We start from the raw sequence: 25,942 nt of genomic DNA, 5'->3' as shown, positions 1-25,942 counted from the left end.
TCACCAGGCGAGGTGGAGGCGGAACGGGGACCGGTGGATCATCGTCGGCCGCATCTCGACGGCTTCACCCTCCGCAAGCCGCAGTCCCGGCAGCCGCCTGGTCAACTCCGCCAGTGTGAGCCGCAGTTGCTCGCGGGCCAGCTGCGCGCCGGGGCAGCCGTGCGCGCCGAAGCCGAAGGCTAGATGACGGGCCGGGGCACGGGTGATATCGAACGTGTCGGCCCGCTCATGCCGGGCCGGGTCCCGGTTCGCGCCGCCGAAGGCCACGAACACCGCGACCCCGGCCGGGAGTTCGGTACCGGCGAGGGAGACAGGCCGGGTGGTGACCCGGCGGAACCCCTGGAGCGCGCTGTCGTACCGGGCCGCCTCCTCGACGGCGGCAGGTATCCGCTCGGGCTCGGCGCACAGCAGCGCCCACTGCTCGGGGTGGCGCAGCAGATGCAGGACGGTCGTGCCGATGAGCGCGGTGGTCGTCAAGTGCCCGGCGATGAGCAGGTTCTGGAGGTGCGCGACGAGTTCATGGCGCTGATCCAGGGTGATGTCACCTCCGGGCTCGACCACGGAGGCGACGAGTTCGCCGCACAGGTCCTCGCGGGGTGCGGCGTGCCGTTCCCGCACGTACCGTTCGAGGATGCGCTGCATGGCGACGACGTCCTCGGCGGCGGCGATCTGCTCGCTCTCCTCCAGCGGCCAAAAGAGCAGTTCCTCGGCACGGTGTCCGCCGTGCACCACCGCGGGGACGTCGGCGGGTTCGAGCCCGACGATCCGCCCGATCACCTCACCGGGCAGCCGCTGGGCATAGGCCCCCATCAGCTCCGACCGGCGCCCGCAGCTCCTGATGCCGGGCCCCGTCGGAGGTGACGACCACGGGCCGCCCGCCGAACCCGCCGCCGAGCACGGCGAGCGCGGCGGGCCCCGGGCGGATGTCGGGGACGAGCGCGTTGGCGGACGAGAAGTCCTCGGTCCTGCGCAGGACTTCCCGCACCTCGGCGTCACGGACGACCAGCCAGGCGTCCAGTTCGGCGAGACGAGTCAGCCCGGCTGTCCGCCGCGCCCGCTCGTAGTGCGGATACGGATCACGCTGCAACTCGTCGCGTCTACCCAGCAGTTCACGATCCACGGGACACCCTCCGGCCGGTGGTGCGGTGCGGGTGGGCTCATGGTGGCGTACTGCCGTACGGGTACGGAAGGGCTCAGAAGACGACGGACCACCCTTCCCGGGCCGCCTGTTCCTTGGTGTAGGAGACACCGTGGACCTTCAGTGCCTGGGCATCGAGGAGAGTGATCTCCCCTCCATGGTTGCCGAGTCGGGCCCCGCCCTCGGCGAGCGGTACGGCGAGGCAGGCACCGGCGGCGAGCGTCCTGGCGGGCACCGCCGACTTCTGCCCCAGACGGTCACCGATGCGCCAGCCGGTGAGGTCGACGGGGTCGGGCGAGGCGTTGAGGAGCGTGACGGTCTCCGCCTCGGGCGCGGGTCCGGGCGGGTTGACGAGCGCGGCGACGATGCGGACGCGGACGGTGTCCGGAGCGGGCCGGTCACCGTCGACGTCGTCGAGGGCGTGCCCGGTGACGTCGTCGGTGTGCCAGGCCTGGCTCTGGAAGGCGAGGAAGATGCCGACCCACCGGTCCTGTGCCGGGAAGTGGACGAGTATCCCCCCGTCCTGCCAGACCCCGTCGTCCCCGCGGAAGCGGCGGCTGTTGCCCTGGTTCATATGCAGGTCATGGACCCCGTTGCCCGGCAGAAAGCCGAACACCTTGTCCTTGACGCCGGGTTCGGGCCCGAAGCGCTCGCCGAAGAGATACAGCCGGGCGTCGGGGTCGGCGACGGCCCGTCGTACGTAGTGGTCGAGGATGTCGGCGAGGTCGTTGCCGTCGCCGGGGAGGTCCGGGGGCAGGGTGCGCATCTTCGCCGGGTCGAAGAGGTTGCCGCGCACGAAGTCGAGATGGGGCCCGCCGGGCCCGGACGGCAGCGTGTTCCACCCGCCGGCCAGCCCCGCCAGCCGGGCGGTGACCGGGTGCCGGAAGTCCTCGTCGACGAGGTAGAGCAGCTCGGAGGGCCGCTCCTGGGACAGCACGTTGACGGCGGCGCGGTAGTGGACGCCCTGGTCGTCGGTGAGATGGATCTGGTAGTGCGGGGTGTCGACGGCGCCCTCGCGGCGAGTGTCGACGGCCCGGGTGATCAGTACGCCGTAGGCCTTCAGTGGCATGGCGATCAACTCCCCCTGCTGATGGGCGGAATGCCCACCTGTGGGATAAATCGTAGACTGCCGGCGCCCACTCTGTGAGCCGCCTGTGGATACGCCGCTGAGCTGCCCCGATTCCCTAAGATCGCTACGTGGTCACCTTCTCCCTCACGCGCACGGCCCCGCTCCCCCTGGCCGAAACCTGGCACCGCCTCACGGAATGGCCCCGCCATGGGGAGGTGGTCCCACTGACCCGCGTCAGGGTCGAGACGGCGGGGCCGACGGGGGTGGGAACCGTTTTCGTGGCGCGTACGGGGCTTGGTCCGCTGGCCTTCGACGACCGCATGGAGGTCACGGCGTGGCGTCCACCGTCGGATTCCGCGTCCGGCTTCTGCCGACTGGAGAAACGGGGACGGGTCGTCACCGGGTGGGCGGAGATCGAGGTGGCGCCGGGGCCGGGTGGGCGCAGTCGGGTGGTGTGGCGGGAGGAGCTGGGGTTCCGGTTTCTGCCGGGGGTGGTGGATCCGGTGACGCGGAGGGTGGCTCGGTATGTGTTCGGGCGGGCGGTGAATCGGTTGTTGAGGATGGGGTGAGGGGTGGGGCGGGCGGGTCAACGGTGGTCGGAGACGCGGCCCGGCACGAGTCGCCGTAGGGCCTCCTGGGTCTCCGGGTCGGTGGAGAAGAGGACGACGCCTGTTCTGCTGCGGGTGAGGAGGACGCGGTAGGCATTGCGGATGAGGCGGTCGATCAGGTGGTTCGGAGTCGCCTTCGGCCGGAGGGCGGGGTCGAGGTTCGCGCCCCGATCGGTGATCCAGCGACCGTCGCGGTGGACGAGGTCGGGGCCGAGGAGGACTCCGCACCAGTCGAACTCGTAGCCCTGGACGTGGTAGACGGTCCCCACCTCCTCCTCGTCTCCCGAGCGCGGGATCCTGGACTGCCAAGGCCGCTGCCACTCCCCCACCCGTACGCTCCCGCGCTGCGGGGAGGGCGGCGAGGGCCAGCAGAGTCCCGCCACCGCCCGTGCCGTGCCGCCCTCTTCACGGCGCTCCCGCAGAAAGGCCTCCATCTCCGCCGGACCGGCTGCCGAGAGGACGGTGTGCCGGCCGTCGGGGATCCAGGGCCTGGCGTCCTCGTCGGGGGACAACACGGCGTCGACCCAGCGCGGGTACGCGGTACCGCCCCCGAAGCGGAGGGGGGTGCGCAGCGTCACGACCTCCACCGGCAGGCCCCTCGCCTCGGCGGCTGCGCTGATCAGCGCGACCGTTCCGATGTCCCCCCGGCGCAAGGTGCTCTCCTCGTCGAGGATGAAGACGGACACGTCGGCGGCGTCGAGCAGTTCCTCGATCTGGGGTCGATCGGTCCGGGAGGTGGTCCGGCCCTTGGACGTGGGGCGAAGGCACTGGCTGTCGTCGAAGATCAGCAGGGGAAAGTGCTGACGGGACGTGCGTTGGGCCGCCGTCGGGTCGTCGGCGAAGTTGTTGGGGGGCACGATCACCGGGCGGGGGCCCAGGGCGCTCCGCAGACTGTGCCGGAAGGCACGCTGCCCGGTGACATAGGCCGTCGGACTACCGCTCTCCGGCCCCTCCGTGAAGAGCTTCAGCGCCAGTGTCGTCTTTCCCGTCCCCGCGGCTCCCGTCACCACGACGACACGCTTCCGTCGTCTGCGGACCGCCTCCATCACCCGGCCCGCCGCGAACACCTGCCGGTCCAGCAGTGGCCGTTTGTCGCTCAGAACGGATTCGGGAGCTCCGCTGAACCGTGTCCGAGAGCCGGACAACAGCATGTCCGCCGCACCCTGCCCGGCCCCGGAAGCGAAGCGGGACCGTAGGAACGAGGCCAGCTGCGCCCGTGATTCGCCGTCGAAAAGTCGAGACCCGCGCGTCTCCGTCCCGTCCACGACAACCGCCGAGTGCAGGTACGCGACATGGTTGACCTGTGAGGAGGCGACGCTGAACGCCTCGTGCGTCCTGACGAGGTGGGCCATCCGGGCCCGTGCCCGCTCAAGGGGGTGGATCTCCCGGCCGAGCCCCTCGAACTGGATCACACGCGGCTCGATCGGATCGAATCGCACGGAGCGCCAACTCCGTAGCTCGACACACACACAGAACAAGTGCTCGCCGCTCACCGCGTCACGGCCGACCAGCGTGACGTCCGCGGGTTCGTCGCCGGGACCCCCCGCCTCTCCCAGGAGCACATCGACGTCACCGAGGCCCGCTTCCAGCAGGACCTTCGCCAACGCGGCGTAGTCACTGCGCAGTTCACTCGGTCTGGCCGGGCCGGACGGCTCCTTCGGGTACTTCAGGCACTCCGCCCGCCACACGTCCGCCGCCACCTCTGCCACCGTCCTGGCCAGCACCGCGGCCGAGGTCCGGATGAGGAACGGGCCCTCGCCGACACGCCGTCCGCCGGGAGCGTCGCCGAGGTCGGCCGTGCCGTCGGACGCGCCGACGTCCTCGGAGCCGGTGGGTACGGCGGGCTCCAGTTCGTAGACCTCGCCACGCGGCGTCCGCAGCCGCACCCGGCCCGACCCCACCCGTACGGACCGCTCCGCGCCCGCGGGGACCGTCACCGTGCGGAAGCCGTCCGCGCCGCTCCCCAGCACCTCGACCACCCGGGGATCCGTGTCCGGGACCACGATCGCCTCGTCCCGGGGCGTCGCCACTCCGGCCCCGAGGGTGAGCGCGCCGCCCGACCGCGACACCGTCAGCGTGGCGTCTCCCACCACGTCGACGATGACGGCGACGTCGTCGGCGGTCACTCCCGGCGGGGCGGGCCGGTGTTCCAGGCCCACTTCGGGGACCCGGTGCAGGGCTGCCGTGACCAGCTGCCAGGCGAGCTTGCTCTCGCGGACAGCCTCGGGCAGTCGGGGCCAGGCACCGGCCAGCCAGTCGGCGATCCCCTCTCGGTGTTCCTCGACCAGCGCCCGGAGTGCGGGCAGGAGCAGGGCGTCGGAGAGCGACGAGCCGCCCCCGTCTGTCAACGCATCGGTCACATCGAGCCAGTTCAGCCGCTCCTCGATGCCCAGCGCGGGCGAGACGTGCGCGTGCACCTCCTCCACCACGGAACCGAGCGTCCAGATCGGGTCGGTCGGCGCGCTTGCCGCGAGCTGTGCGGCCAACTCCGCGCGCAGGACCGGCAGCAGCTCCGTACGCAGGGCCATCGCCTGGGGGGTCCGGGCCGCCGTCCAGGGGCTGAACCAGAGGTCGGCCTCGTCGCCCGCGTCCAGCAAGGGGAACACCCGCAGGCGCACGGCCCGGATCAACTCCGGCTCGATGCGGGTGGCGATGCTGAGCGCGACGGCCAACTGGCGGGCGCCGGACGCGGGTTCCGGGAGCGCTCTGGTTGCGGGGCGGCGGTCGCCGGGCGGGGCGAGGCGGCGAGCGGCCACCTCGGCCTCGGGTCCGGGGACACGGGCGAGGAGGTCCAGGAGGAAGCCGGTCTCGCCCGGACGCACCTGATCAGGTGCCGGGAGCAGAGTGAGGATCGTCGGGCCGACGGCCGCGAAGGCGGACACCTCATCGGGAGTGCGGGGCGGGAGATGGCCGGCTACACGGCTCCTGACCGCCTCGTGCACCTGTGGTTCGACAGCGATGGCCTCGGCCAGTCCGGCCGCGGCGAGCAGGTGGTAACGCAGTGCCGCGGCTCGCTCCTTTGCCCCGTCCCCGAGGTCGAGGACGTTTCGGAGCAGCGCCTCACCGTCTGCACGGCGCGCCAGCCCCACGGCGCACAGGAAGACGTCCCGCCAGGGATCCTGCTCCACGTGCAGCCCCAGCAGGCCGAAGTCCCCGTTCTCGACCAGGGACCGTGCCGCCAGGAAGTCCTGGAACGAGCGATGCAGGAAGTCGACGGTCCCTTCGGCTGGTGAGCGCAGCACACCCGAGCGTTCCAGGAGACGCGTCAGGATCTCCTGGCGCCCGGGCACCTGCGGCATGCGTTGCCTGCTGGTGTCGATGATGTGGAGTGCCTGCTCGTACGACATCTCGCTGCGCCCGTTGCGCGCCAGCCAGTAGGCGAGGTCGCCCAGGAACACGGCCTGCTCGTCCCCCGACAGCTCCTCTCCGCGCAGCCGGCCGATGCCCCGCTCCGCGTCCCGCCGGCCCAGCAGCATGTCCAGAAGGGTCCGGTAGAGCTCGGTGCGGGTCCGGGGAAGCCTCCCGCCCCGCTCTTCGTGCAGGGTGCACAGGACGACGCAGAGCAGCGGATTCCTCGCCAGGCCCATCAGATCGTCTCGTTCGCGCAGCAGGGCCAGGAGTTCCTCCGCCGACCGGCGGTCCTGCGGGCTCCCGCTCCGGTACCAAAGTGTCACGAAGGAGTCGACGTCCGTGTCCGAGAAGGGGGCGATCTCCTCCTCATGGAACCCCAGTTCCGCCAGCCAGCCCGCCCGCACGGCCGAGGGGCGGCAGGTGACGATCCAGCGGCTGTGGGGATAGGCGGCGCAGAGGTCGTACAGCCACCCGCGCACGTGAGCCCGTTCGCGCTCCGGGATCTCGTCCACGCCGTCGACCATGACGAGTGCGCGCCCTTCCGCCAGGATGCGCGGGGTCCAGTCCCGCGGCTCCGGCAGCGGGCAGCCCGCGGCCGACAGGAACTCGGCCGGGCCGGGCAGACGGTCCGCCCGGGCCAGGGAGCGCACCCGCAGCAGGTACGGCACCCGCGCGGTCCGGAGCGCGAGCCATTGCAACGCGGTCGTCTTGCCCGCCCCCGCCGCTCCGCGGACCAGGAGCCTGGGCCTCTCCTCGACGACTTGTTCCAGCGGCCGGGCGACCGGCGCGGCGCCCTCGCAGGGCCTCACCATCGTCGGCACGTAGATCTGATGGAGCGGCACCACGCGCTGCCGGACCGGAACCCCAAGGGTCCTCGTCCTGCCGTGCGTCGCCGCGACGTACTCGCGGTACCTCCGCTCGTACTCCGCATCGAGCGTGTAGGCACCCCGTGCGAAGGCCAGAGCCAGCTCGCAGACGGTCCTCAACAGCCGCAGCACCACCCGTGCCTGCTCCGGAGAGAGAGCCGGACGTGTCCGGAACAGCAGGTGGTCGGCCAGGGCCGCGGTCCCCGCCTCCCAGGCGTGGACGTCGGTCGCCCCGGCGGCCAGGCCCCGCACGGCCTCCGTCAACGCCTCGACGACCTGCGTCAACTCCGTTTCAACGAGATCGACTTCGCCCTGCCGCGTCGCCCACCGCAACACCTGCCGCACCAGCTCACGAGCCGCGGAGTCGCTGTCGGTCGCTTCGGTGCGTGCCCCCTCACGCCCGAGCAGCTCCCGCAGCAAGGGCAACGCGGCCTCGAAGAGACCCGGTTCGACGGAATTCCCCTCCACGCCCACGAGTATCTCCGAGTCCTTTGCCCGTGACACGGCCATCGGTCAGAATCGGCATGTGAACACGCTCGGGGGACGCACACCGATACGCCGTCCAGCAGGCGACACGGGTGCGCGGCGCCCATGATCAACGTGTTCGTCAGCCACAGCGCCAAGCGGGACCCGCTCGCCCTCCGCGTCACCCAGCGCGTCCTCACCGGTCTCAGGGACGAGGCGAGGTACGAAGTCAGACTGGACATGGACGCGTTGCAGGCCGGACGTGAGTGGTGCCCGCAGCTGATGCGGTGGATCGCCGAGTGCGACGTCGCGATCGTCCTGCTGAACGACGCGGCGCTGAAGTCGACATGGGTGCGCCGTGAGGTCAACATCCTGATGTGGAGACGGGCGCTGTGTCCGTCGCTGCGGGTGCTGCCGGTACTCGTCGGCGAGGTGACGGCCGGTCAGCTGGAGGACGAGGGTTTCGAGGACCTCCTCCCCTTACAGGTCGCCAAGCTGTCCTACGACGCGGACGACGACACCTACGCGGAGCGGCTGGCCGACGCCGTGCTCGGCGAGTTCGCCGCGCTGCCCGCCATCCAGCACCCCACCGATCACATGCGGCGCTGGATCGAAGACGTGGTGAAGCGGCTGAACACGGTCCATGACCCCAAGGCGCTGCTCGCCACGGGCCGCGCTCTCGGGATCGAGGAACAGGACCTGCAGCAGATCGGCGCGTTGGCCGGCAGCGGCGAGTTCCTCGCGCACCACATGCTGGCGACGGCGACGGCGGCGCGGCTGAGGGAGGCCGTGTACGAGATCGCGCAGAGCATGAGCATGGACGAGCTGAGGAAGCTCATCACTCTCCTGACGCCCACGTGGATCGATGCCGAGGCGGCGCGGCGGCTACTGCCTCCGGACGGACTGGCGTCCAAGCACCTGGTGGCGCTGAACGCCCGGGACACCGGTACGGCGGGGCAGTACGTGGACCGCGCCATGTGCCGGCAGATCATGTACTACCGGTACCGGGCCGCGGGCGGCATCCCCACCGGTGAGGACGCGTACGACGACCTCGTGGCGCAGTGTGTGGAGGCGGTGCGGCAGGTGCACCATTACCCCGCCTGGCGTGACATCGCGAAGTTCCGTCCCCGCGACGGCTTCCTGCACTGTCTCATCCTCGACGTCCACGAGGTCCGCCCCCGGTTGGTCGAACGTGTCGTGGCCCGCCTCCACGAGCTGTTCCCCTGGTTTCTCATCGTCCTGCTCGTCGACGAACACGACCCCGCCCGTACCCGGCTCGCGTCCCGGCTGGCGGATCTCGTGGTCCTCCCCCGTCTCGCCGAGGACTCCGAGGACTTCGGCTATCAGCTCACCCAGGAACTCAAGGACCTGCCCGACCGCCTCAACGGCCTGGAGGTAAGCGCATGACCGGTGACGACCTCGCGCAGGCGGACCCCGTCACCCCGCCCCGGGACGCACCGGACCGCCGCGACGGCCTCGGCTATGTCAGCCACAAGCGGATCGAGCTGGCCGTCGACGTCGCCCTGGCCACCGGGCGCCCCTTGCTGCTGCGCGGGGAGCCCGGTTCCGGCAAGTCGTCCCTGGCTGCGCACATCGCCCTCACCAAAGGGTGGCGCTACTACGAGCAGGTCGTCACCTCACGCACGCAGGGCCGTGACCTGCTGTGGACGTACGACCATGTCCGCCGCCTGAGCGACGCCCAAGTGCGGGGCAGAGGATCCGCGTTGAGGGACGAACGCTATGTGACTCCCGGTCCGTTGTGGTGGGCGTTCGACCCCGGTTCGGCGGCCGGTCGAGCGGGCGAACCACGCGTCGACCCCTGGCACGAGGTCAACAAGGACCGCAAGCGGCACTGCGCCGTCGTCCTGATCGACGAGATCGACAAGGCCGACCCGGACATGCCCAACAGCCTTCTTGTTCCGCTGGGTTCGAACCGGTTCAGGGTGCAGGAGACCGGCGAGGAGGTGACCCGGCAGACACCGGTCCTGGACGGCGAGCCCGCAGCACATCTCGTGATCATCACCACGAACGAGGAACGTGAACTTCCGCAGGCCTTCCTGCGCCGTTGTGTGGTGCTCTGGCTCGAGGAACCGCAGAAGGGCCGACTGGTGGAGATCGCCCAGGCCCACTTCACCACGTCCGTCGGGGTCTTCACCGCGGCCGACCGGAAACTGGCGGCGGAACTCGCCGACGCTCTGCTGAGTACCCGGCGGGAAGCCAAGGAGAAGGGGCTGCGCCCGCCCAGCACGGCGGAGTTCCTGGATGCCCTGCGCGCCTGTAAGGAGCTGAGGATCAACACCGACGACGGCCGCTGGTCCCAGCTGAAAGATCTCGCCCTGCTCAAGCCGCAGCAACCGGAGAGCTGACGGTGACGTCTCCCGGGATCTGGCTCGGCGATGTCGCCCGGGCCCTCGCCGCCCTGGGCGACCACGATCCTGAGACCCTGCGCGCGGTGTCCGAACTGCTCGGCGTCACCAAGAACACGAGCGGCACGGGGGATGAGATACGTCCCTCCGAAGCCCCGGACGCCGGACGCCGGCCCCAACCTCCCGCCCCCGCACGGCCGGACATCGGGCAGACGGCACCGGTCCCCGCGTTCCACGCACCCGCCACCACCGCCGGGGGCCAGGACGCCGCCGGAACGGGTCCTCGGCTTCTCGTCCCGGTCGTCCGGGCGAGCCGCCCGCCGGTCCGGTGGACGGTGCCCGCACTGCGCGCCGCATCCCGCAGCGGCCCACCACCACTGCGGCAACCGCTCCTCGCGCCCCGCTCGGCACCCGCGATCGTCCAGGCCGCCGTATCTCGCTGGGAACCCGACGGGGACGTGGACATCCCACGCGCCGTCGACCGGCTGGCCAAGGGGCTGCCGCTGAACACCCTGCCCCGCCGTCCCGCCCCGACTTTGCGCTTCGGCGTGCAGGTCCTCGTCGATCGCGGCCTCGGCATGCAGCCGTTCCACAGGGATCAGGATGATCTCGTGGCGCGGATCCGTGGAACCGTCGGGCAGGACACCACGGAAGTCCTGTACTTCGAGGACTCCCTCGTCGGAGGGGCGGGACCGGCCGACCACGGGGCCTGGCAGCCCTACGTGCCGCCGGTCCCGGGGACCCGGGTCCTCCTCCTCACCGACCTGGGGTTGGGCGGTCCCGCACACTCCTGGCAGGGCGGCAGGGCCGAGTGGGAGCGCCTTTTCGAGCGTCTGACCCGAGCCCGCTGCGCCCCCGTCGTCTTCCTCCCCTACCCCCGCCACCGCTGGCCCTCCTGGGCCACCGACCGCGTCCGCATGGTCCCCTGGGACCGCAGGACCACGGTCGGCTGGGTCCGGATGCACAACGGCTGACGGCGACCGTGGGACCTCAGGCCACCGACCCGATCCGCCGACCCGGAAGAGACGTCGTCACGTCATGGTGAATCGGCGTATGCGCCCCCGTCAGCGAAACCCCGCTCCCCCCACGCCGGTTGGCGACAATCTCCGCCCCGATCGACAACGCCGTCTCCTCCGGCGTACGCGCCCCGAGGTCCAGCCCGATCGGCGACCGCAGGCGCGCCAACTCCAGCTCGGTCACGCCGACTTCGCGCAGCCGTTCGTTGCGGTCCAGGTGGGTGCGCCGGGAGCCCATGGCACCGACGTACGCCACCGGCAGGCGCAGCGCCAGCTGGAGCAGGGGTATGTCGAACTTCGCGTCGTGCGTCAGGACGCACAGGACCGTGCGCGCGTCGACCTGTGTCCGCTCCAGGTACTTGTGCGGCCACTCCACGACGATCTCGTCCGCCTCCGGGAAGCGGGCCTGCGTGGCGAAGACGGGACGCGCGTCGCAGACCGTGACCTGGTAGCCGAGGAATTTACCTACCCGCACCAGCGCCGACGCGAAGTCGATCGCGCCGAAGACGATCATCCGGGGGGCCGGGACCGAGGACTCGATCAGGACCGTGAGCGGTGCTCCGCAACGCGAGCCCTGCTCTCCGATCTCCAGCGTGCCCGTGCGGCCGGCGTCCAGGAACGCGCCCGCCTCCGCCGCGACCGTGCGGTCCAGTTCGGGGTGGGCGCCGTAGCCGCCGTCGTACGAGCCGTCCGGGCGGACCAGCAGCGCCCGCCCCACCAGCTCGGCCGGGCCTGACACGACACGGGCCAGCGCAGCCGCCTCACCGGAAGCCGCGGCGGCCAGGCCCGCGACGACCACCTCACGGACGGGGTCTCCCGCCCGTACCGGTGTCACCAGGATGTCGATGATGCCGCCGCAGGTCAGGCCGACCGCGAAGGCGTCGTCGTCGCTGTAGCCGAAGCGTTCCAGGACCGTCTCGCCGTCCTGCAACGCCTGTTGGCACAGCTCGTACACCGCGCCCTCCACACAACCGCCGGAGACCGAGCCGATCGCCGTGCCGTCGGCGTCGACCGCGAGGGCGGCGCCAGGCTGGCGAGGGGCGCTGCCGCCGACGGCCACCACGGTGGCCACGGCGAAGTCGCGTCCCTGCTCGACCCACCGGTGCAGCTCTTCGGCGATGTCCAGCATCTCTCGGTCTCCTAACGGAAGTGGTGTACAGGGGGCGGCTAGTGCACGCCCATCCAGCTCTCAATGGGATTGAGGGCGAAATAGACGAAGAAGATCACTGTCAGGGCCCACATGAAGGCCCCGATCTCCCGCGCCTTGCCCTGGGCGACCTTGATGGCGACGTACGAGATGACACCGGCCGCGACGCCCGCCGTGATCGAGTACGTGAACGGCATGATGACGACGGTCAGGAAGACCGGGATCGCCGTCGCCCGGTCCGCCCAGTCCACGTGCCGGGCGTTCATCATCATCATCGCGCCGATGACCACCAGGGCCGCCGCCGCCACCTCGCCCGGCACGATCGCCGTCAGCGGGGTGAAGAACAGGCACGCCGCGAAGAACAGGCCGGTGACGACCGAGGAAAGGCCCGTGCGGGCCCCCTCGCCCACTCCCGTCGCCGACTCCACGAACACCGTCTGGCCCGAGGCTCCCGCCACGCCGCCGATCGCGCCGCCCGCGCCGTCGATGAAGAGGGCCTTCGACAGGCCCGGCATCCGGCCCTGCTCGTCGGCCAGCTTGGCCTCCGTGCCGACGCCGATGATCGTCGCCATCGCGTCGAAGAAGCCCGCCAGGACGAGCGTGAAGACGATCATGCCGACCGTCATCGCGCCGACCTCGCCCCAGCCGCCGAACTCGACGTCGCCGAAGATCGAGAAGTCCGGCATCGAGACCGCGCTGCCGTGGAGTTCGGGGGCGCCGCTCGCCCACTGCTTCGGGTCGATCACGTCGAGGGCGTTGAGAATCACGGCCAGGACCGTGCCGCCGAGGATGCCGATCAGGATCGCGCCGGGGACGCCTCGGGCCTGGAGCATGAAGATCGCGAGGAGCGTGGCCGCGAAGAGGAGGACCGGCCAGCCCGCGAGTTCACCCGTCGGGCCCAGGGTCACCGGGGTCGCCTTGCCCTGGTGGACGAAGCCGGCCTTGTAGAAGCCGATCAGGGCGACGAACAGGCCGATGCCCATGGTGATCGCGTGCTTGAGGGCGAGCGGAATGGCGTTCATGATCATCTCGCGCAGGCCGGTGACGACCAGCAGCATGATGACGACGCCGTACATCACGCACATGCCCATGGCCTGCGGCCAGGTCATCTGCGGGGCGACCTGCGAGGACAGGACGCCGGAGACGGAGAGGCCGGCGGCGAGGGCGAGCGGCACCTTGCCGAAGAAGCCCATCAGCAGTGTGGTGAAGGCCGCCGCGAACGCGGTCGCGGTGATGAGGGCCTTCTGGCCGAGGGTGTCCCCCGCCGCGTCCTTGCCGGACAGGATCAGGGGGTTGAGCAGGAGGATGTACGCCATCGCCATGAAGGTGGTGACGCCGCCGCGCACCTCGCGCGCGACCGTGGATCCCCGCTTGGATATGTGAAAGTACCGGTCGAGCCAGGACCGTCCGGCCGGGACGCGGGTGCCTTCTCCCGCGTCGTCGGCGACGGTCTCCGGCTCCAGTGACTGCTGGGTCATGTGGGCCTACTCCCAAGGTTCACAGGGGCCCCCGTCAACCGCTCTTGCGGCTGCGGGATTTGGGAAGGTGCTTCGGCCGCACGACCCGGGGGACGGCCCGAGACGAACGAACAGAGGTACTACTTGGTCGCGCTTGGTCGCGCTTGGTCGCGCTTCAAGTGCCGCGAGCGGTGCGGGACTTGGTGCTCCGGGCGGCGCGGTGGAGGTTGTGACGTTCCCTGCGCCGCCCGGAGAGCTTCAACTGGGCGGTTACGCCGTGCCCGTGAGGTGTTCGGGCCTGACCGGCGTCCTGTTGAGTTCCAGCCCGGTCGCGTTCCGGATCGCCGCGAGGACGGCCGGGGTCGACGACAGGGTGGGGGCCTCGCCGATGCCACGGAGCCCGTACGGGGCGTGGTCGTCGGCGAGTTCGAGCACGTCCACGGGGATGGTGGGCGTGTCGAGGATGGTGGGGATCAGGTAGTCCGTGAAGGAGGGGTTCCTGACCTTGGCGGTCTTGGGGTCGACGATGATCTCCTCCATCACCGCGACGCCGAGGCCCTGGGTGGTGCCGCCCTGGATCTGGCCGATGACGGACAGCGGGTTGAGCGCCTTGCCGACGTCCTGGGCGCAGGCCAGCTCGATGACCTTGACGAGGCCGAGCTCGGTGTCCACCTCGACGACCGCGCGGTGCGCGGCGAAGGAGTACTGGACATGGCCGAAGCCCTGGCCGGTCCGGAGGTCGAAGGCCTCGGTCGGACGGTGCCGCCACTCGGCCTCCACCTCGACGGTCTCGCCCTCCAGCACCTCGGCCAGATCCGCGAGGACCTCGCCGCCGTCGGTGACGACCTTGCCGCCCTCGAGCAGCAACTCAGCGGTCGCCCACGCCGGGTGGTACGAGCCGAACTTGCGGCGGCCGAGCTCCAGGACCTTCTCGCGGACCAGCTCGCAGGAGTTCTTGACCGCGCCGCCGGTGACGTACGTCTGCCGGGAGGCCGAGGTCGAACCGGCGCTGCCCACCTGCGTGTCGGCCGGCTGGATGGTCACCTGCGCGACGCCCAGCTCGGTGCGGGCGATCTGCGCGTGGACGGTGACGCCGCCCTGGCCGACCTCCGCCATGGCCGTGTGGACGGTGGCGACGGGCTCGCCGCCGACGACCTCCATGCGGACCTTGGCGGTGGAGTAGTCGTCGAAGCCCTCGGAGAAGCCGACGTTCTTGATGCCGACCGCGTAGCCGACGCCTCGGACGACACCCTCGCCGTGCGTGGTGTTGGACAGACCGCCGGGCAGCTGCCGTACGTCGGCCTCCTCGCCGGCCGCGAGCCACTGCTGCTCGGGCGGGAGCGGCATCGCCTTGACGCGGCGCAGGAGTTCGGCGACCGGGGCCGGTGAGTCGACCGGCTGGCCGGTCGGCATGATCGTGCCCTGCTCCATCGCGTTGAGCTGACGGAACGCGACCCGGTCCATGCCCACCTGGTCGGCGAGCTTGTCCATCTGGGCCTCGTAGGCGAAGCACGCCTGGACCGCGCCGAAGCCGCGCATGGCGCCGCAGGGCGGGTTGTTGGTGTAGAGGGCGATGGCCTCGATGTCGACGTCGTCGACCACGTACGGGCCGATCGAGAGGGAGGAGGCGTTGCCGACGACCGCGGGGGACGCGGAGGCGTACGCGCCGCCGTCGAGGACGATGCGGCACTTGACGTGCGTCAACTTGCCCTCAGCCGTGGCCCCGTGCTCGTAGTAGAGCTTCGCCGGGTGGCGGTGGACGTGGCCGAAGAAGGACTCGAAGCGGTTGTAGACGATCTTGACCGGCTTGCCGGTGCGCAGCGCCAGCAGACAGGCGTGGATCTGCATCGAGATGTCCTCGCGGCCACCGAAGGCACCGCCGACGCCGGACAGCGTCATCCGGACCTTGCTCTCGGGCAGGCCGAGGACCGGGGCGATCTGCTTGAGGTCGCTGTGCAGCCACTGGGTGGCGATGTAGAGGTGGACGCCACCGTCCTCGTCCGGCACCGCGAGACCCGACTCGGGGCCGAGGAAGGCCTGGTCCTGCATGCCGAAGGTGTACTCGCCCTTGACGACGAAGTCGGCACGCCGAGCGGCCTCTTCGGCGTTGCCGCGGATGATCGGCTGGCGGTGCACGATGTTCGGGTGCGGGACGTGACCGATGTGGTGGTCGTCGCGGCCCTCGTGGACCAGGATCGCGTCCGGCGCGGTCGCGGAGGCCTCGTCGGTGATGACGGGCAGCTCGCGGTAGTCGACCTTGATCTTGGCGGCGGCGCGGCGCGCGGTCTCCGGGTGGTCGGCGGCGACGATCGCGACCGGCTCACCGTGGTGGCGTACCTTGCCGTGCGCGAGCACCGGGGTGTCCTGGATCTCCAGGCCGTAGTTCTTCACGTCGGTCGGCAGGTCGTCGTACGTCATGACGGCGTAGACACCCGGCAGGGCGAGGGCCTCGCTCGTGTCGATGGACACGATCTCGGCGTGTGCGACCGTGGAGCGCAGGATCTGGCCCCAGAGCATGTCCTCGTGCCACATGTCGGACGAGTACGCGAACTCGCCGGTGACCTTGAGGGTGCCGTCCGGGCGGAGCGTGGACTCGCCGATGCCGCCCTTGGTCTTGGAGCCCTGCGTGATGTTGGTGGGCGTACCAGTCGTACCCATGGTCAGACCGCCTCAGACTGCCGGGCGGCCGCGAGGCGGACCGCGTCCATGATCTTCTCGTAGCCGGTGCAGCGGCACAGGTTGCCCGACAGCGCCTCGCGGATGTCCGCGTCGGTCGGGTTCGGGTTGTGCTCCAGCATCTCGTCGGCGGCGACCAGCAGCCCCGGGGTGCAGAAGCCGCACTGGACGGCGCCGGCGTCGATGAACGCCTGCTGGATCGGGGAGAGTTCGGTGCCCTCACCGGTCTGCGAGTCGGTGCCCCCCTTCGCCTCCCAGTGCTTGGCCTCGTTGAGCGAGGTCCCACAAGTGGAGCCGCAGGAGCGCTGCTTGGCGTAGTCCGCCAGCCCCTCGACGGTGACGACCTCGCGGCCTTCCACCTGGCCCGCCGCGACCAGACACGAACAGACCGGCACCCCGTCCAGACGGACCGTGCAGGAACCGCACTCGCCCTGCTCGCAGGCGTTCTTGGAGCCGGGCAGGCCCATGCGCTCACGCAGGACGTAGAGGAGGCTCTCGCCCTCCCAGACGTCGTCGGCTTCCTGCGGACGGCCGTTGACCGTGAAATTGACGCGCATTACGCGACTCCCTCCGTGCGAGCGGCGGTGCCGCGGTACGACTCCCAGGTCCAGGTCAGCGTGCGGCGGGCCATGATGCCGACCGCGTGGCGGCGGTAGCTCGCCGTGCCCCGGACGTCGTCGATCGGGTTGCAGGCGCCCGAGCACAGCTCCGCGAACTGCTTGGCGACCGACGGGGTGATGATCTTTCCGTTGTCCCAGAACCCGCCCTCTTCGAGCGCCGCGTTCAGGAACTCCTCCGCGGCCTTGGCCCGAACGGGGGTGGGGGCCGCCGAACCGATGCCGGTGCGGACCGTGCGGGTCTCGGGGTGCAGGGCCAGACCGAAGGCGCAGACCGCGATGACCATCGCGTTGCGGGTGCCGACCTTCGAGTACTGCTGCGGACCGTCGGCCTTCTTGATGTGGACCGCGCGGATCAGCTCGTCGGGCGCGAGCGCGTTGCGCTTCACCCCGGTGTAGAAGTCGTCGATCGCGATCAGGCGCGAGCCGCGCACCGACTCGACCTCGACCTCGGCCCCGGCCGCGAGGAGCGCGGGGTGGGCGTCACCGGCCGGGGAGGCGGTGCCGAGGTTGCCGCCGACGCCGCCGCGGTTGCGGATCTGCGGGGACGCCACCGTGTGCGAGGCCAGGGCGAGGCCCGGCAGCTCGGCACGGAGGTTCTCCATGATCCTGGTGTACGGGACGGAGGCGCCGAGCCGCACCGAGTCCTGGCCGACCTCCCACTCGGTGAGGTCGGTGACCCGGTTCAGGTCGAGCAGGTACTCGGGCCGCCGGTGGTCGAAGTTGATCTCGACCATCACATCGGTGCCGCCCGCAATGGGCACAGCGGTGGGGTGCTCGGCCTTGGCGGCGAGCGCCTCCTCCCAGCTGGCGGGGCGAAGGAAGTCCATGACCGGCTCTCTTCTGCGTCTCGTGGGTGGTACGGATCGAGCCAGATCGTGTGCGGCGGGCCCGGCTCGTTCATGTGTTGTTCACGCGGAGTGGGGCCAGTACACAGCGACGTGCTCCGACGGGGTCAGTCACGGAAACTCTGAAGGAGTTGGCTGGTCGGGGCGGGCATCTTGTAGATTCGTATGAACGGAGGTCCTCAGTAACCTCCATGTTTTCCTGTGGAAACGCGCGACACACCGGGCGTGACCTGGGACACAGCCCGAGGGGCGGTGCGCGGAGCACACCGGCCCCGTCGGACCGGCGCCTCCCGCACAGGGGCCTCACAGTTCATCGTAGATTTCGAGACAAAGATCGGCGGCGACGAGAATGCGGCTGCGCGCACTGCTGGACACCGACGCGCTGGGCCTGCGGCTGCTCGGCGGCGAGGACGAGCTGGACCGCACCGTGCGCGGTGTGATGACCACGGACCTGCGGGATCCGAGCCGCTATCTGTCGGGCGGCGAGCTGGTGCTCACGGGCCTGGCCTGGCGGAGGGACGCCGCCGACTCCGACGCGTTCGTGCGGATCCTGGTGCAGGCCGGGGTGGCGGCGCTGGCGGCGGGCGAGGCCGAGCTGGGCGATGTGCCGGACGACCTGGTGCTGGCCTGTACGCGCAACCGGCTGCCGCTGTTCGCGGTGCACGAGTCGGTCGCGTTCGCGACGATCACCGAACATGTCGTACGGCAGGTCAGCGGCGAGCGGGCCGGGGATCTGGCGGCCGTGGTGGACCGGCACCGCCGGATGATGACCTCGGGTCCGGCGGGCGGCGGCCCGGACGTCGTCCTGGACCTGCTCGGCTCCGACCTGGATCTGCGGGCCTGGGTGCTGTCGCCGACCGGGCGGCTGATCGCGGGCTCGAAGGCCTCGGGCCCGGCGCTGCCCGCCGACATCTGCGCGAAGCTCGCGGCGGAGCATCTGGCGGCCGTCCGCACGGGCCGGCGCGGGCCGCACCGGCTGACGCTCGGCTCCACGACGTATTCGCTGTTCCCGGTCCGCAGCAGCGGACGCTCCCCGCAGGCCTCGCGGGACGTGCGCGAGACGGTGCTGTCGGACTGGCTGCTGGCCGTCGAGGCGGACGCCGGGGACTGGCCGGAGGAGCGGCTCGACCTGCTCCAGGGCGTCACCCAGCTGATCGCCGTCGAGCGGGACCGCCGAGACGCGGCCCGCACGGTGCGGCGGCGGCTGGCCCAGGAGATCCTGGAGCTGGTCCAGACGGGCGCCGCACCCGCCGAGATCGCCGCGCGTCTGCGGGTCGCCGCGCCGGTCCTGCTGCCCGGTCTGGGGGCGGCGCCGCACTGGCAGGTCGTCGTGGCCCGCGTGGAGTGGGACGGCGGGGACGTCGAGGGCGGCACGGTCGCCCAGTCGCTGCTGGAGGAGATCCTCGTCGACCCGCTGGCCGGCGGCACCGAGCCGTCCGACCGGATCGCGGTCGCCCACACCGGCGACGAGGCCATCGCGCTGGTCCCGCTGCCCGCGGTGTCGACCGAGCACGACGGCTCCGAGACGGGCATCCTCGCCGACGTCCTGCTGGAGTCCGTACGGGACCCGCTCGCCGCCGGTCTCGACGACGACGGCCGGGTCACGCTGGGCGTCAGCGCGGCCGTGCACTCGGCGGAGGGGCTGCGCGGCGCGCTGGAGGAGGCCCGGCACGCCCGCCGGGTGGCGGCGGCCCGGCCCGGCCGGGTGTGCGCGGCGGGCCATCAGGAGCTCGCCTCGCACGTCCTGCTGCTGCCCTTCGTCCCGGACGACGTCCGCCGCGCGTTCACCGCCCGACTCCTGGACCCCCTGCGCGACTACGACCGCCGGCACCGCGCGGAGCTGATCCCGACGCTGGAGGCGTTCCTCGACTGCGACGGCTCCTGGACCCGCTGCGCCACCCGGCTCCACCTGCACGTCAACACACTGCGCTACCGGGTGGGGCGAATCGAGCAGTTGACGAGTCGTGACCTTTCCCGGCTGGAGGACAAGCTGGATTTCTTCCTGGCGTTGAGGATGAGCTGACATCCGGCGCCGCCGGGGATCCCACGACTTTGTGAAATCCTTCACCCACCCCCTTGGCCGGGCCACGGAATTCGTGCTGAGATGCGGCCACCACTCAACAGCTCAATGGTGTGCCGGGGAGGGCGAGGTGGCGTATACCGCCATGTCTGGTAACGGAACGACCCCTGACGATCCACTCCAGACCGCGGTATGGCGGCTGCGCTCACGCGCCTGCTGGGCCGACGCGGCAGCCCTGCTCCAACCGGTGGGCGCGGACGCGGCGTTGCAGCGGGCCGCGCTGCTGGTCGAGCGGTGTCTCTACACCGAGCAGGGCTGGGAGGAGGCCGAGGACGCGCTGCGCACGGCCGAGGCGCTGGCCCACACCGACGACGAGCGGGGCGCCGCCGCTTGTGAAAGAGGGCAACTTGCGTACGCGGCCACGCTGCACCAGGTCCGCGACCGGGCCGACGAGGCGCGGGCCGCGCTCGGGCGGGCGGCGGCGCTGATCGCGCCGGGGGCGCCGGGACGGGCCCTGCTGGACTTCCGGCGCGGACTGCTCGCCGAGAACCTCACCCGCTCGCCGCAGGCCGCGCGGGCGGCGTATCGGCGGGCGCACGCGGGAGCGGTGGCCCACGCGGATCCGCTGCTCCTCTCCTTCACCTGGCGCCATCTCGCCGGACTCGCACTGCGGGAAGGGGAGTTGGCGGAGGCTCGGCACGGGTTCAGCGAATCGCTGCGGATCCGGGAGGAGTTGGGCTACCTGGTCGGCACCGCCCCGGCACTGGCCTCGCTGGCCGACGCGGAGGTGGAGCCGGAGGCGTCACGGCTGCGCGAGGAGGCACGGCGGCTGTTCCGCCTGCTGGGTGGCGTACCGACGTGGCTGTCCCGGCAGTTGACGCCGCTGCCTCCGGCGGCGGGGGCGGCTACGGCGTAGTCCCAGCGGGACCGTTCAGCTCGCGCCCGCGAAGTGCTCCCCCACCAGCGCCCGCACCACGTCGAGATGCCCGGCGATCAACGCGTCCAGCAGTGCGGTGTGCTCCGCCGCGTCCGCGACCAGTTCGGCGCGGCCACGGGCGGCCGGACCGCCGGTCAGGGGCCACTGGGCGCGGCGGTGGAGGTCGTCGGCGATCTGGACGAGCTGTTCGTTGCCGGCCAGGGCGAGGACCGCGCGGTGGAAGGCGCGGTCCGACTCGGCGTACGTCGCCCGGCAGCCGGTCGACGCGGCCCGCACCGTGGCCTCGGCGACCGGCCGCAGCTCCGCCCAGCGCTCGGCGGGCGTCGTCCGCGCCAGCCGCAGCATGACCGGCACCTCGATCAGGGCGCGGACCTCGGCCAGTTCCGCCAGCTCCCGGGCGCCCCGCTCGACGACCCGGAACCCGCGGTTGGGGACGACCTCGACGGCGCCCTCCAGCGCGAGCTGCTGCATGGCCTCACGGACCGGCGTCGCGGAGACGCCGAAGCGTTCGCCGAGGACGGGCGCCGAGTAGACCTCGCCGGGGGTCAGCTCGCCGGTCACCAGCGCGGTGCGCAGGGCGTCGAGGATCTGTCCGCGCACGGAGGCCCGCTGGACGACGGGCCGGGCGCTGTGTGCGGCGGCCACGGAGGGCGGCGACACCGGCGGCTGCTCGGCGGGGACCACGGAGGGCGGTGCCGGCAGGGGCCGCTCGGCGGGCGGGCGCCCGCCGCGGGCGTTCGGTACGGCGTCGGCGGCGCGGGTGCGCTCGACCTGGGGTTCCGGCAGCCCGCCGTGGGGACGCGCCTGCGACGGCACCCGTACCGGTCCGGTGACCTCCGTCCCGGTGGAGCCCTGTGTGCCCTGCTTCACAAGGAGCCTCCTCCGGACGTGTCAGTACTTGGGGTCATTACGGCGGGTTGTCACTCACCCGTCAAGCACCTTAGGCGCAGAAGCCGACGGTTCAAAGCGTGATGATCTTGGGTAAGGTTAGCCTTACCTTCAGAACCTCTGCCCTATGTGGTCGCACAACTGTCCTGGATTGGTGGCCCCGCATGCCCGCTCCCGCCTCGGCCCTCACGGACGCCTACAACCGTCTGACCGAGGTCTTTCCGGGCATGACGGTGCGCGAGCTGGGGCCCGCGGAGCCGTCGCCCCGGGGCGACGGATGGGTCGGCGCCCACGCGCTCGCGGCGGGCACCGACGGACTCGACGCCTTCCTGGTGTGGGACGACGCACAGGTGCGGCGCGATCACGGACGCCCCGGCCGGCCGGACGTCATCGCGAGCTTCGGACTGCACCGGTACGCCTGGCCCGCCTGTCTGCTGATCACCCTGCCCTGGTTCCTGCACCGCCGGGTGCCGCGCTTCCCCGTGACGCGGGTGTCGTACGACCGGACCCGGGGCCCGATGGACTTCGCCGTACGGACCGGGCCCTTCGCCTGCCTGCCGGGCGATCCGGCCGCGGCACTGCCCGGCGCCCGGGTGGTCCCGGACGAGGAGGCGCTGCGCGCCGAGGTGCGGGAGGCCGTCGCCGAGCACATGGAGCCGCTGCTCGCCGGGTTCGGACCCCGGATGCGGCGGCGCGGGCGGGCCCTGTGGGGCATGGTGACCGACGAGGTGGTCGAGGGGCTCTGGTACGTCGCCGGACTGCTCGGCGAGCACGAGCAGCGTCGGGCCGAGCGCGAACTGGAGCTGCTCCTGCCGGGCACGACCAAGCCGTACGTCGGCTCGGCGGCCTTCCGGGAGTTGAGCGGACCGGCCGGCGAGCCGCTGCCCACCCGGGACCGGATCAGCTGCTGCATGTACTACACCCTCGAACCGCAGGACACCTGCGCCACCTGCCCGCGCACCTGCGACGCCGACCGGGTCGTCAAACTGCTGGCGGCGGCAGCCAGTTGAGGGACCCCGCGGTACGGACCCGGTCACCGGTCCCGTAAGATCATCCGCGAACAGGGCTCCCGCGCGGCTCCCGGCCGGTTACAGGGGATTCACAATTTCCTCACCTGCCGAAGGAACTTTCCGTGGAACCACCCGTACGGGTAGTCTTATTCGAACTCAACTCCCGCCCCTCACGCGGCAGTTCGAGCAGAACGCCGCCTTGGGCAATCCCTTGCACCTCCTTGGCGGCCTCTTGCCCCGAAACCCCCTGAGGGCCGGTGGGATTGGGCCACTATGGCGGGCGTTACGCCCTATCCCAATGCAAGGGACCCCAGATGAGACTGACCGACATATCGCTGAACTGGCTGCTTCCGGGCGCCGTACTGCTCCTGGGCATGGTCGCGGCGATGGCGGTGCTGGCGCGGAGCAAGCGGTCCAGCGGGGAGCACGCGAAGGACGACTCGTGGGAGCGCAGCGAGGAGCGCCGGCGGCGCAAGGAGGCCATATACGGCACCGCCTCCTATGTCCTGCTGTTCTGCTGTGCGGCGGTCGCCGCCGCCCTCTCCTTCCATGGCCTGGTCGGCTTCGGCCAGCAGAACCTGAACCTGTCCGGCGGCTGGGAGTACCTGGTCCCGTTCGGCCTGGACGGCGCGGCGATGTTCTGCTCGGTGCTCGCGGTGCGCGAGGCCAGCCACGGTGACGCGGCGCTCGGCTCCCGGATACTCGTGTGGACGTTCGCGGGTGCCGCGGCGTGGTTCAACTGGGTGCACGCGCCCAGGGGCTTCGGCCACGACGGCGCGCCGCAGTTCTTCTCCGGCATGTCCCTGTCGGCGGCCGTCCTGTTCGACCGCGCGCTGAAGCAGACCCGCCGGGCGGCGCTGCGCGAGCAGGGCCTGGTGCCCCGTCCGCTGCCGCAGATCCGCGTGGTCCGCTGGCTGCGGGCGCCGCGTGAGACGTACAAGGCCTGGTCGCTCATGCTCCTGGAGAACGTGCGCAGCCTCGACGAGGCGGTCGACGAGGTCCGCGAGGACCAGCGCCAGAAGGAGACGAACCGGCTGCGCCGCCGCGAGGCGGACCGTCTGGAGCGCGCCCAGCTCAAGGCCATCAGCCGGGGGCACCGCGGATTCATCGGCCGCGGCGGCGGCCGGCAGGTGGAGACCCAGGCCCTGGAGCGGGGCGGCGACCGAGCCACCGCGGAGCCTGCCATATCCACGACGCCGGAACCGCTGCCCGTGCGCTCGCGTCCGTCCCTTCAGCCGGTCCGTCAAGGCACTGAGCCGATCACCGTCGACCTCACCGCGGAGGACGACACCATGGCCCTGCCGCGGCTCGACTCCCTCGAGCGCAAGCTCAAGGACCTTGAGCAGCAGTTCGGTTAAGCCCTTCGGGGACCATGCGAGGGGGGTACGGCCGGACGGCCGTACCCCCCTCGCATGCCGTCGGTCACGCGGCGCCCGCGTCGAGCTCGAACCACACCGCCTTCCCCACCCCGTGCGCCCGTACGCCCCACGCGTCGGCGAGGGACTGGACGAGGACCAGGCCCCGGCCGTGCGTACCGTCGTCGGCGTTCGGTACGCGCAGTCTGGGCCTGCGGGCCACGAAGTCCCGCACCTCCACCCGCAGTCCACGGGGTCCGACGGTGGCCGTCAGGACCGCGTCGTGGTCGGTGTGGACGAGTGCGTTGGTGACGAGTTCACTCGTGAGCAGCTCCGCTATCTCCGATCGTCCGGGCCTCCCCCATTGCCCCAGCAACTCGCGCAGTGCGCGGCGTACTTCGGGCACCGCCCGCAGATCCGCCCGCCCGAGTCTGCGCCGTAGCGATACGGCCGACGTCGGTTCTCCGACGCTCACGGCCCTGTCCTCCACCGTCTCCACCGAGAAGGCCCCGATCGCCGTGGGACCGCCTCCTCGTGCCTGCCTCTTCATGACCCCCGCCCGCGTGCCGATGTCGGTTTCCCTCCTGCTCGAACACGTTCACGGGGATCCATGCCCCGTCGTTCACGCCGCAGTCATGTCGAATCGTCAACGACCAGGTGTTCGGCCACGGTTCACGGCTACGACACCCACCGCTCGGCCGCCGCTGCACCGCCTTTCGATCAGGCTTCGAGGCGCCGTGCGGCATGTCCGGATCGGGGTGTCGACGGGGCCGGGGCGGGTGCCGGGGCGGGCCGGGCACGGAGGGCGGCGCGGGGCGGGCGTGCCGGTGGTTCCCCCGGTTGGCATGTGCCGCGCGGGCCGCGGGCCTGGGCGAGGGCCCGCGCGGACGGCGCGTGGCGGGGAAAGGGCTGGTCGACGAGGCCGTTCCGGTTGGCGCCGGCACACGGTCCGGGGGCCCGCCGCGGGACGGGTGGGACGCCAGGACCAGCCCGGGTTCCCGGTACGGGCAGGGTTGTACGACCTCGTGGGCGTCCGGCTCGACGACGTACCCCGTGGGACCGGCACCCGACGGTGAGCGCGGCCGGAGCCATGCGTCCGGCCCGTGTCCGGGTCGGCCGACCGGCGGTTCGGCGGGGCTCCGGGCCTACGCACCCGGGAGACACCCTGACCGACGGGCCTCGGACGAACTGCCCATGCCCGTCTGCCCGGGCCGCCGTACCCGGCCGGCGACGGAGACCTGCGGACATGGCACGTCAGGCCGCTCCGGCTGCTGTTTTACCCGGCGTTGAAACTGGCCTGAATTCGCCCGCCCCGAACCGGACCTGCCGCGGAGGCCGCCCTCCCGACCCCCGTGGCGAGAGGGCGGCTCCGCTTCTTCCGGTGGCTCAGTAGAGCTTGTCGACGGCCTTGGTCGTCGTCTTGCGGAACGCCTTCACCGGTGCGTCGGCGAAGTCGCCCAGCTGCCCCCACTCCACGACGGTGACGGTCCCGCCGTCCCGGCCGACGGAGAGCAGCTTGATGTCGGAGGAGCCCCAGGAGCCCTCGATGTGCAGACCGTGCACCCGGGCGCCCTCCTCGACCGGCAGCGTGCCGTAGTCCCGGTGCGTGGCCTCGACCTCCGGGTCGGCCTGCTCCAACTGGGTGGCGCAGGTCCTGATGTCCTTGTTCAGGCGAGTGGCGAGGGCCTTGGCCTTGCCGGTGTCGCCGACGACGATCGTCAGTTGCAGGGCGCTGGTGTCGAGGTCGGTGTGGAAGGCGCGGTACCGGGAGTCGTAGCCGGGCAGCGTCTCCCGGAGGCAGGACAGCAGGTTGTCCGGGGCACCGTCGGTGACCTTGCCGGCCGTCCAGGAGGACGAGGGGTGCGGCGGCAGCTCGGACGCCGCAAGGAACTTCGGAGCGGGCTTCGGAGCGGCGTCCGCGGGTGAGGCGAGCGTCGCGCCGAGGGCGAGTCCGGTGGCGGCGACGGCGAGGAGCGCTCCGGCTCGGGTGCGCATGGGCATGGTGGTCCCCCGTGTAGTGAGTGCGAGAAGCATGTGCACAAGCGTGCGAGTAAGTAGCGTGTCGCTCCGGGGTGGTTGGTCGGTCCGGCCCGCTCGGTGCGACACCA

General features: G+C 71.5%; 18 protein-coding genes and 1 pseudogene. 8 read left to right on the top strand and 11 right to left on the bottom strand.

The window, feature by feature from the left end:
* Positions 1 to 1,120, bottom strand: a pseudogene (locus ACIHIX_RS07725) (cytochrome P450).
* A 73-nt stretch (positions 1,121 to 1,193) separates the two neighbouring features.
* Positions 1,194 to 2,207, bottom strand: a complete 1,014-nt coding sequence (locus ACIHIX_RS07720) for a DUF2278 family protein (RefSeq protein WP_399951266.1) — start codon at positions 2,205 to 2,207, stop codon at positions 1,194 to 1,196.
* Positions 2,208 to 2,335: 128 nt separating this feature from the next.
* On the opposite strand from ACIHIX_RS07720, the gene ACIHIX_RS07715 reads away from it, so the two are divergent.
* Entirely contained in the window at positions 2,336 to 2,776 is a 441-nt protein-coding gene (locus ACIHIX_RS07715) for an SRPBCC family protein (protein ID WP_399951263.1), read from the top strand.
* Between the two features lie 17 nt (positions 2,777 to 2,793).
* On the opposite strand, the gene ACIHIX_RS07710 is transcribed toward ACIHIX_RS07715, so the two are convergent.
* A complete protein-coding gene (locus ACIHIX_RS07710; protein ID WP_399951260.1) occupies positions 2,794 to 7,500 on the bottom strand; it encodes a DNA/RNA helicase domain-containing protein in 4,707 nt (1,568 codons plus the stop codon).
* A 123-nt stretch (positions 7,501 to 7,623) separates the two neighbouring features.
* Between ACIHIX_RS07710 and ACIHIX_RS07705 the strand changes: the two genes are divergently transcribed.
* The 3 genes from ACIHIX_RS07705 to ACIHIX_RS07695 are packed head-to-tail and all read left to right on the top strand — an operon-like array spanning position 7,624 to position 10,837.
* Positions 7,624 to 8,904 carry a toll/interleukin-1 receptor domain-containing protein gene (locus ACIHIX_RS07705; protein ID WP_399951258.1) on the top strand — a complete coding sequence of 427 codons (1,281 nt, stop codon included), beginning with the start codon at positions 7,624 to 7,626 and terminating at the stop codon, positions 8,902 to 8,904.
* The gene (locus ACIHIX_RS07700; RefSeq protein WP_399951255.1) at positions 8,901 to 9,863 is read left to right on the top strand and encodes an AAA family ATPase; all 963 of its coding nucleotides are present in this window, start codon (positions 8,901 to 8,903) and stop codon (positions 9,861 to 9,863) included. The genes ACIHIX_RS07705 and ACIHIX_RS07700 overlap by 4 nt, the downstream gene beginning before the upstream one ends.
* Before the next feature lie 2 nt (positions 9,864 to 9,865).
* Positions 9,866 to 10,837, top strand: coding sequence for a hypothetical protein (locus tag ACIHIX_RS07695; RefSeq protein ID WP_399951252.1), 972 nt, complete (start codon positions 9,866 to 9,868; stop codon positions 10,835 to 10,837).
* A gap of 16 nt (positions 10,838 to 10,853) precedes the next feature.
* On the opposite strand, the gene ACIHIX_RS07690 is transcribed toward ACIHIX_RS07695, so the two are convergent.
* From ACIHIX_RS07690 to ACIHIX_RS07670, 5 genes are all read right to left on the bottom strand, one after another.
* Positions 10,854 to 12,008 (bottom strand): XdhC family protein, encoded by a 1,155-nt coding sequence (locus ACIHIX_RS07690; protein WP_399951250.1) that lies wholly within the window; start codon positions 12,006 to 12,008, stop codon positions 10,854 to 10,856.
* Positions 12,009 to 12,046: 38 nt separating this feature from the next.
* Positions 12,047 to 13,504 carry an NCS2 family permease gene (locus ACIHIX_RS07685; RefSeq protein ID WP_399951247.1) on the bottom strand — a complete coding sequence of 486 codons (1,458 nt, stop codon included), beginning with the start codon at positions 13,502 to 13,504 and terminating at the stop codon, positions 12,047 to 12,049.
* Between the two features lie 249 nt (positions 13,505 to 13,753).
* On the bottom strand, positions 13,754 to 16,141 hold the full coding sequence (locus ACIHIX_RS07680) for a xanthine dehydrogenase family protein molybdopterin-binding subunit (RefSeq protein WP_399951244.1): 2,388 nt from the start codon (positions 16,139 to 16,141) through the stop codon (positions 13,754 to 13,756).
* A 2-nt stretch (positions 16,142 to 16,143) separates the two neighbouring features.
* Entirely contained in the window at positions 16,144 to 16,716 is a 573-nt protein-coding gene (locus ACIHIX_RS07675; RefSeq protein ID WP_399951241.1) for a (2Fe-2S)-binding protein, read from the bottom strand.
* Entirely contained in the window at positions 16,716 to 17,606 is an 891-nt protein-coding gene (locus ACIHIX_RS07670) for an FAD binding domain-containing protein (protein WP_399951239.1), read from the bottom strand. Before ACIHIX_RS07670 ends, ACIHIX_RS07675 begins: the two co-directional genes overlap by 1 nt.
* 367 nt (positions 17,607 to 17,973) lie before the next feature.
* Here ACIHIX_RS07670 and ACIHIX_RS07665 point away from each other — a divergent pair, with 367 nt between their 5' ends.
* Both ACIHIX_RS07665 and ACIHIX_RS07660 read left to right on the top strand, forming a co-directional pair.
* Complete coding sequence (locus ACIHIX_RS07665; RefSeq protein ID WP_399951236.1) at positions 17,974 to 19,647, top strand: PucR family transcriptional regulator; 1,674 nt, start codon at positions 17,974 to 17,976, stop codon at positions 19,645 to 19,647.
* A 127-nt stretch (positions 19,648 to 19,774) separates the two neighbouring features.
* The gene (locus ACIHIX_RS07660) at positions 19,775 to 20,560 is read left to right on the top strand and encodes a hypothetical protein (protein ID WP_399951233.1); all 786 of its coding nucleotides are present in this window, start codon (positions 19,775 to 19,777) and stop codon (positions 20,558 to 20,560) included.
* Between the two features lie 15 nt (positions 20,561 to 20,575).
* Here the strand turns inward: ACIHIX_RS07660 and ACIHIX_RS07655 are convergent, their stop codons facing one another.
* Positions 20,576 to 21,451 (bottom strand): GntR family transcriptional regulator, encoded by an 876-nt coding sequence (locus ACIHIX_RS07655; RefSeq protein WP_399951231.1) that lies wholly within the window; start codon positions 21,449 to 21,451, stop codon positions 20,576 to 20,578.
* 182 nt (positions 21,452 to 21,633) lie between these two features.
* Between ACIHIX_RS07655 and ACIHIX_RS07650 the strand changes: the two genes are divergently transcribed.
* Positions 21,634 to 22,479 carry a (2Fe-2S)-binding protein gene (locus ACIHIX_RS07650; protein WP_399951228.1) on the top strand — a complete coding sequence of 282 codons (846 nt, stop codon included), beginning with the start codon at positions 21,634 to 21,636 and terminating at the stop codon, positions 22,477 to 22,479.
* Positions 22,480 to 22,793: 314 nt separating this feature from the next.
* Positions 22,794 to 23,837 (top strand): DUF2637 domain-containing protein, encoded by a 1,044-nt coding sequence (locus tag ACIHIX_RS07645; RefSeq protein WP_399951225.1) that lies wholly within the window; start codon positions 22,794 to 22,796, stop codon positions 23,835 to 23,837.
* 64 nt (positions 23,838 to 23,901) lie between these two features.
* Here the strand turns inward: ACIHIX_RS07645 and ACIHIX_RS07640 are convergent, their stop codons facing one another.
* Positions 23,902 to 24,384 carry an ATP-binding protein gene (locus ACIHIX_RS07640; RefSeq protein WP_399951222.1) on the bottom strand — a complete coding sequence of 161 codons (483 nt, stop codon included), beginning with the start codon at positions 24,382 to 24,384 and terminating at the stop codon, positions 23,902 to 23,904.
* Between the two features lie 836 nt (positions 24,385 to 25,220).
* A complete protein-coding gene (locus ACIHIX_RS07635; protein WP_399951948.1) occupies positions 25,221 to 25,835 on the bottom strand; it encodes a hypothetical protein in 615 nt (204 codons plus the stop codon).
* Between the last annotated feature and the right edge of the window lie 107 nt (positions 25,836 to 25,942).

It is taken from the genome of Streptomyces sp. NPDC051913, assembly GCF_044593635.1.
In the GTDB taxonomy this organism is placed as follows: Bacteria; Actinomycetota; Actinomycetes; order Streptomycetales; family Streptomycetaceae; genus Streptomyces.
The sequence above is the reverse complement of the archived record's forward strand: the minus strand, read 5'-3'. Positions and strand labels throughout refer to the sequence as shown.